Consider the following 7,259-nt stretch of genomic DNA (forward strand, 5'->3'; position numbering starts at 1 on the left):
ACAAAAGAACGAGAGAAATCAAGAGTGATTTGCTTCAGAGAATTCCTTCCTTAGGTTTTTTTGATCCATTATAATTTCATCCATTATAGATCAAAGCCTAAGCAGAATGATCACCCATTCAGCCCAATGTCTGCTGGGCTATAAAAACATTGATTAGGCTTCGTCCCGGATCATAACGTATTGGAAAATATCCCCTACGCGTCCCCTTTTGATATAGGCCTTTTTTAAGATTGCTTCAGGTATGAATCCTGCTTTTTCGAGGACATTCATCGATTCCCCATTGAAATCATATACTTGGGCATAAATCCGCTGGATGTCGAATTTTTCAAAAATATACTTGGTGTAAAGCTTTACCGCCTCAGTGGCGACTCCCTTTCCCCAAAAAGGTTCCCCTACCCAAAATCCCAATTCCATATTGGTTCGGAGCTCATCTTTGCCACGCTCAGACCCGATAGAGCCTGCCAGTTTTCCTTCAAATTCTATGGCAAAATTTTGAGGAGGGTTGAATTTTTGATTGTGCTCGATCCAATGTCTGGCGTCATGAATGGTATAGGGCTGGGGATAGCTATCCCGCAGATTCATGGAAATCTTAGGGTTATTGGCAAGAGGATAGAGTTGATGAAAATGGGACTCGCTCCAGCTGACCAGGTTAATTTCTCTTTCTCCTACTATAATCATACAAACGCTTGGGTTAATTCTCCGCTGGGGCCTATTGTTAGTTCAATATACCTTCTAAATTCATTCTTGCAAAGCACGATCCAATTACTCAATCCCACTGGCCTGCATTTTTTCGAAGTTTTCTGCCAGTCGGAGTGAGGAGATGAAATCTTCAATATGTCCATCCATCACATCCGGGAGGTTGTACACTGTTTTGTTGATCCGATGGTCTGTGACACGGGATTGGGAATAATTATAAGTCCTGATTTTATCAGATCGATCCCCACTTCCCACCATGGATTTGCGCTGTGCTCCCACGGCGTCATTATGCTTGGCCAGTTCGATTTCGTAAAGTCTGGACCTCAATACTTTGAGTGCTTTTTCAAAGTTTTTGATCTGGGATTTTTCGTCCTGACAGGTGACAATCAGCCCGGATGGGTTGTGGGTAAGGCGTACTGCAGAATAAGTGGTATTGACCGATTGTCCACCTGGTCCGGAGGAACAATAGGTATCCTTGCGGATGTCATTCATGTCCAAATGCACCTCAACTTCGTCCATTTCGGGTAAAACCGCTACAGATGCTGCAGAGGTATGTACTCTTCCCTGAGATTCAGTCGCAGGCACCCGCTGAACCCTATGGACTCCGGATTCATACTTGAGCATGCCATACACATCTGCGCCTGAGACGGTTGCGATGATTTCTTTGTATCCGCCTGCGGAGCCAAAAGTCAAATCCAGAACAGTGAGCTTCCATCCCTGCATTTCGCAGAATCGCTCATACATTCTGAACAAATCCCCAGCAAATATTGCGGCTTCGTCCCCCCCAGTCCCACCGCGGATTTCGAGAATACAATCTTTGGAATCGTTTGGGTCTTTTGGGATCAGGAGTTGCTTGACTTCTTCCTCGAGAATTTCCTTGCGCTCCCTGAGATAATCGAGCTCCAATTTGGCCATTTCTCTGAATTCAGGGTCTTTTTCCTTTTCCAGGATTTCCTTTGAGCTGTCAATATTCTGCAAAACAAGTTTGTATTCGTCATATGCCACGACGATTTTCTCCAGGTCTTTGTATTCCTTGGTGAGCTTGGCGTATTTGCTCATGTCAGACATGGAGTCCGGCAAAATAATGAGCTGACCTACTTCTTCGAACCGGTCTTTGAGGGCTTGTAATTTATCCAGCATGGGTTTTTGCTTCGCTGCGCAAAAGTAAGGATTTTATCGGCTGGGTCGTGGTGAAAAGAAAAGTCGGCCCTATGTTTTGTAGCAACTTGATTTGAAAATCCGTCAATGGGGTATGAGAAAACTACCTATCCTTCTATTCTTTGGTTCTCTTTTCATTTTTTCACACTGTGAGGAAGAAAAACCAACTCCAAATTGTATCGATCCGGCGAGGATCAGTTCAGGCCCTTGCACGCTGGATTACAACCCGGTATGCGGCTGTGATGGCAAAACCTACGGAAATTCCTGCGCTGCAGAGCGGTCCGGGGTTATTTCCTGGACATTGGGGGCCTGTAGCAAAAAAGACTGACATTTCTGCCAGTCTCTTGATTTATTCCACGGTTACGGATTTTGCCAGGTTCCTCGGCTGATCTACATTGCAGCCCCGCATCACTGCGATGTGATACGACAGCAACTGTAAAGGGACGACTGCTACCAAAGGAACAAATGCTTCGTGAACCTCCGGAATTTCGATTACATGATCGGCCATGGCCTTTACTTGTGTATCTCCTTCAGTCACCACGGCGATTACTTTGCCTTTCCTGGCTTTCACTTCCTGGATGTTGCTCACTACTTTTTCATAGGAGCTGTCTCGGGTAGCAATGAATACCACGGGCATTTCCTCATCGATCAGGGCAATCGGACCGTGCTTCATTTCAGCAGCAGGATAGCCTTCGGCATGGATATAGGAAATTTCTTTCAGCTTCAGAGCGCCTTCCAGAGCAACCGGAAAATTGTATCCACGGCCCAGATAAAGGGCATTTCTCACATTCTTATATTCTGAGGCAATGTATTTGACCAGATCATTGGTCTGAAGAGCTTTTTCAACTTTTGCAGGAATCGCAGCCAATTCGTGAAGTAGTTGGACATATCGGCTTTCAGGCAAGGTTCCCCTTTGATAACCCAACTTCAAGGCCATCATTGCCAAAACTGAGATTTGCGCGGTAAAAGCTTTTGTAGAAGCGACGCCGATCTCCGGGCCGGCGTGGGTATATGACCCGGCATGAGTTGCCCGGGGAATGGAAGATCCTACCACATTACAAACTCCGAAAATGGTTGCCCCTTTAGATTTTGCCAATTCGATGGCTGCCAGTGTATCAGCAGTTTCACCAGATTGGGAGATAGCAATCACAAAATCTTTTTCGCTGATGACGGGATTTCTGTATCGGAACTCTGATGCATATTCCACTTCTACAGGAACCCGTGCAAATTCTTCGAAAAGGTATTCTGCCACCAGTCCTGCATGCCAGGAAGTCCCACAGGCGGTGATAATAATTCGCTCCGCATTTTGAAATTTATTCATGTAATCGCGAAGACCTCCCAAAACCAAGCGACCTGACTTTGCATCCAGTCGACCTCTCAAACAATCGGCGATGGACTTCGGCTGCTCGTAGATTTCTTTGAGCATAAAGTGCTCGTATCCCCCTTTTTCGATCGCTTCCAACTCCATTTCGAGTTGGTTGATATAGGGGTGGGTTTCTACGTTTTCGATCGTTTTGACTTGAAGTTTCCCATCCCGGATTACAGCGATTTCATAGTCATCGAGGTAGACCACTTTATTGGTGTATTCAATGATCGGAGTAGCATCTGAAGCCAGGAAATACTCATCTTCTCCAACACCGATCACCAATGGTGAACCTTTTCTTGCTGCAATAAGGGTGTCTGGCTCTTCTTTGTTGATCAAAACAATGGCATAAGCTCCCACAACTTTGTGCAAGGCTAGCCTCAATGCTTCTTCGAGGGTGCAATTATTATTGACAAAAATGTCTTCGATAAATTTTACGAAGACCTCGGTGTCTGTATCACTTTGGAATTTGTATCCTTTTTGAAGCAGATCTTTTTTCAGGACTTCATAGTTTTCAATGATTCCGTTATGGATCATTGCAAATTTCTCAGAAGAGGAGTAATGCGGGTGGGCATTTACATCATTTGGCTCCCCATGGGTTGCCCAACGGGTATGGCCTATCCCTATTTTGGATTTCAGGTCTACATTGGATTCCAGATACTTTTCAAGCTCTGAGACTTTTCCCTTTTTTTTGTAAATACTCAGTCCCTCCCTGTCCAATAAAGCTACACCGGCAGAATCATAACCCCGGTATTCTAATCTTCGAAGTCCTTTGAGGATAATGGGCAAAGCTTCTTGCTGCCCCACATACGCGACTATTCCACACATATTGAAAAATTATTAAAGTTGGTTCGTACTTCCACAAAGAAACACCATTCGTGCCAAAAAAAATAATCCACTTTCCGAAATACAGAAAGTGGATTAGCTCGACTTTATCGAAATCGATTGAACTACCTTGATTTGGAATAAATGATTTTTACTTTGATTTTGCCCTTGTTGACTTTAAACTGGCGTAGGGATCTTTTGAAATCATCTCCTGTGGTGGGAGTCGAGGCATAGAGTAGCCAGTTTTGTCTCTGTAGGTCACCACGGTAAATCGCATTGATATGGGATGTTATACCTGCGAGGTAGGTCTTGTCCTCTGAATCATACGCCAATATAGCCGAAGTGGAATAGGTATTATTGGGGATTTTATCACCGTTTTCATCTAAAAGCACTTGAGCTTGACCGTCTCCCTGCACATAGAGAGCAACATTGTTGAGAGAACTTCTGAGGGGCTCATTGTATTGATCCACAAATATCATCACCATACCGGAGATTGGATTGTTGTCCTCATCCTGACTCTCGATGGCACCCATTGTAAATTGGGCCTGATTAAATGTTATACCGGATAAAGTGTCTAAAAACGCATCAAAGGGGCTGGTATCAATCCTCAGAGCCATCGCCATGGTAGACTTCATCCCGACGATTGGTCCTACTTCATAAGATTTTCCATATTCCGTGACTGACTCAATTGGCGTCCCTGACCGATCCGATTCGATACCGTTAAAACTTCTCGAAGAGAAGGTATTGATATCGTAGCGGGAGGACACTGTGTCTCCGTCGATATGATAATAGGTAGTAATACCTGTATTTGCTCCCAATGCAACTCCAATGGTTGTGTTATCCGCTTGGTTCGATTTGATAGCAACTCCAGGAAAATATTTTCTGAAATTGAAAAGATTGTCAAACTCAGTTCCTCCCTTCATTTTCCCGAATAATTCCTCCTGAAACTCCTTGGTGACGGAAAGTTTTACAACCGAATCTTTCACCTCTCCAAAGGTAAAGTCAGTTTCTGCAAATGCCTTGCCTTCAAAAGCCAATTTGTCAAAGTTGTAATAAAGGGTGTCCAAAATCGGTTGAGTCAATTTGTGAACCTTATACTTCTTTGGTTTGTCCAAATTGGATCCGTTCACACTGACCACTTCCATATAGAAAAACATCGAATCCAGAATCGCCTCTGTCCTTGGCCTGTCATCGGTCGCGTCGATGTATAATCTAGTGTATCCCGTACCTTCTGTTTTTCCAAAAAACTCGTCGGATTCGCTGCCAACAACCAAAACTCCCGAATTGACTGTGTTAAAAGAATCCAAAAGCACCACCTGGGCATCGAGATTAAACTCCTGATAGAAAACACCAATCTGGTTATTTCCGGGAGCTAATTCGAGACCGACAGATGCCGGATCACTGCATGAACTTATAAGAAGTGTGGTGAGGAGAGCCCATAGGGGCAGTTTAGCCCGCAAGGCTGTTGTATAATCCAAAAAGCTCGTCATGAGCTTGCTGTTCTTCTTCAATACTGATTTCAAACTTTTTATCTTTTGAGAAATCCTCGATGAGTTGGTTTAATTCTTCAGAGACGGCTGAGCCTTTCACTACCAAGTCGGCATATTCCATACCCATCTTGATAAAGCCCGTGAAGTCTTTGGTTTTCAAAGGTGCTAAAATAGTGTCATCGATATCCACCATCTTAACCTTGTTTAACAAATCGTCGCCAAAGGTATGGGAAAATCCGTTGTTATAGATCGCAAACACAGTTTTCGTGTCTTTAAACAGAGGCTCGTTTTTGTAAGTGGTCTTTAGATACATCGGAATCAGTGAAGTCATCCAGTCATTGCAATGCACAATGTCCGGTGCCCATCCGAGTTTTTTTACGGTCTCTATCACGCCTTTGCAAAAGAAAATAGCGCGCTCATCATTGTCCTCATAAAACTTCTGCTGCTTGTCATGAAACACATGCTTGCGCTGGAAGTAGTCCTCATTGTCTATAAAATAGACCTGAAGTTTTGCATTTGGAATGGAAGCCACTTTGATGATCAGGGGCTTTTCTTCATCTCCAACGGAGATATTGATCCCGGAAAGCCTGACGACCTCGTGAAGTCTGTTTTTCCTTTCATTGATCAAGCCGAATCTAGGCACCAAAATACGAATCTCCATACCGCGCTCTTGCATGGCTTGGGGAAGGGATCGTAAGAAATTGGCTACTTCAGAAGTTTGTAAGAAAGGGTTGATTTCACTGGCAACGTAGAGGATACGTAGTTTGGACATGCTAAAGGGATTTTAATGAACGTGATAAACAACGGCACAAAGATAAATAAAAAAAGCCTAAAAGCATTGTATTTCTGGATATTAATCTAGTTTTGCCCCAATTTAGCCGAAATCCTACCCAAGCGTGAAGCTAATCCGCACCGGAGCCGAATGGAACCCCCTCTGGCTCAATCACCTTCAGAAAAAACAGCAGATTGGACTCGTCCCAACAATGGGCGCTCTGCACGATGGACACCTGGATTTGGTCATAAAATCCAAAGCAACTGCTGACCTGACTGTAGTTTCCATCTTTGTCAATCCTACCCAATTCAACAACCCCGAGGATTTTGCAAAGTACCCGATCACCTTGGAGGCTGATCTGCAAAAACTGGCAGATGAGAGAGTGGATTATGTTTTTCTACCAAGCGTGGAAACTATGTATCCCGCCCCTACAAGGCTTAGGTTTGACTTTGGAGACTTAGAACGGAAACTGGAAGGCAAATTCCGCCCCGGCCACTTCAATGGTGTCGGCGTGGTTGTTTCAAAGCTTTTTCACCTTATCCGACCTCAAGTTGCATTCTTCGGGCAAAAAGATTTGCAGCAGGTTGGGATTATAAAGCGTCTGGTGAACGACCTTTCCTTTGAATTGAAGCTGGAAATCGTACCTACACGTCGAGAACCGGATGGTTTGGCCATGTCTTCCAGAAATATGCGTCTCAGTCCAATAGAAAGAAAAAAGGCCATTCTTCTTTTTACTTCCCTTGAAAAAGCAAAAACAGAACTTTTTGCCGGCAAGAACTGGTTGGAAATCCAAACTCAAATCAAAGCGGACTTTGGAAATGAGCCCTTTGCGAACTTGGAATATTTCGAATTGGTAAATCCTGAAACCTTTGAGTCCTACTCCCAGTTCGACAGATACCAAAAATCATTTATTTGTGTAGCATCATATATAGGTGATACCAGATTGATTGATAAC

7 protein-coding genes are annotated in these 7,259 nt (G+C 44.0%); 2 read left to right on the plus strand and 5 right to left on the minus strand.

Annotated elements, in window-relative coordinates; all coding sequences use genetic code 11:
• Window positions 1-153: 153 nt before the first annotated feature.
• Both B0E43_RS17280 and prfA read right to left on the minus strand, forming a co-directional pair.
• Complete coding sequence (locus B0E43_RS17280) at window positions 154-678, minus strand: GNAT family N-acetyltransferase (protein WP_077352075.1); 525 nt, start codon at window positions 676-678, stop codon at window positions 154-156.
• 84 nt (window positions 679-762) lie between these two features.
• Window positions 763-1,836 (minus strand): peptide chain release factor 1, encoded by a 1,074-nt coding sequence (gene prfA / locus B0E43_RS17285; protein ID WP_077352076.1) that lies wholly within the window; start codon window positions 1,834-1,836, stop codon window positions 763-765.
• Window positions 1,837-1,948: 112 nt separating this feature from the next.
• Here prfA and B0E43_RS17290 point away from each other — a divergent pair, with 112 nt between their 5' ends.
• The gene (locus tag B0E43_RS17290) at window positions 1,949-2,182 is read left to right on the plus strand and encodes a Kazal-type serine protease inhibitor domain-containing protein (protein WP_077352077.1); all 234 of its coding nucleotides are present in this window, start codon (window positions 1,949-1,951) and stop codon (window positions 2,180-2,182) included.
• Between the two features lie 21 nt (window positions 2,183-2,203).
• On the opposite strand, the gene glmS is transcribed toward B0E43_RS17290, so the two are convergent.
• From glmS to B0E43_RS17305, 3 genes are all read right to left on the minus strand, one after another.
• Window positions 2,204-4,045: a glutamine--fructose-6-phosphate transaminase (isomerizing) gene (gene glmS / locus B0E43_RS17295; protein ID WP_077352078.1), complete on the minus strand. Its 1,842-nt coding sequence runs from the start codon at window positions 4,043-4,045 to the stop codon at window positions 2,204-2,206.
• Window positions 4,046-4,167: 122 nt separating this feature from the next.
• Window positions 4,168-5,532, minus strand: coding sequence for a DUF4270 family protein (locus B0E43_RS17300; protein WP_077352079.1), 1,365 nt, complete (start codon window positions 5,530-5,532; stop codon window positions 4,168-4,170).
• The gene (locus B0E43_RS17305) at window positions 5,492-6,304 is read right to left on the minus strand and encodes a glycogen/starch synthase (RefSeq protein WP_077352080.1); all 813 of its coding nucleotides are present in this window, start codon (window positions 6,302-6,304) and stop codon (window positions 5,492-5,494) included. The genes B0E43_RS17300 and B0E43_RS17305 overlap by 41 nt, the downstream gene beginning before the upstream one ends.
• A gap of 124 nt (window positions 6,305-6,428) precedes the next feature.
• Here B0E43_RS17305 and panC point away from each other — a divergent pair.
• A partial coding sequence (gene panC, locus B0E43_RS17310; RefSeq protein ID WP_077352081.1) for a pantoate--beta-alanine ligase occupies window positions 6,429-7,259 on the plus strand: 831 nt, incomplete at its 3' end.

This window comes from Algoriphagus sp. A40, from assembly GCF_002002735.1.
In the GTDB taxonomy this organism is placed as follows: domain Bacteria; phylum Bacteroidota; class Bacteroidia; order Cytophagales; family Cyclobacteriaceae; genus Algoriphagus.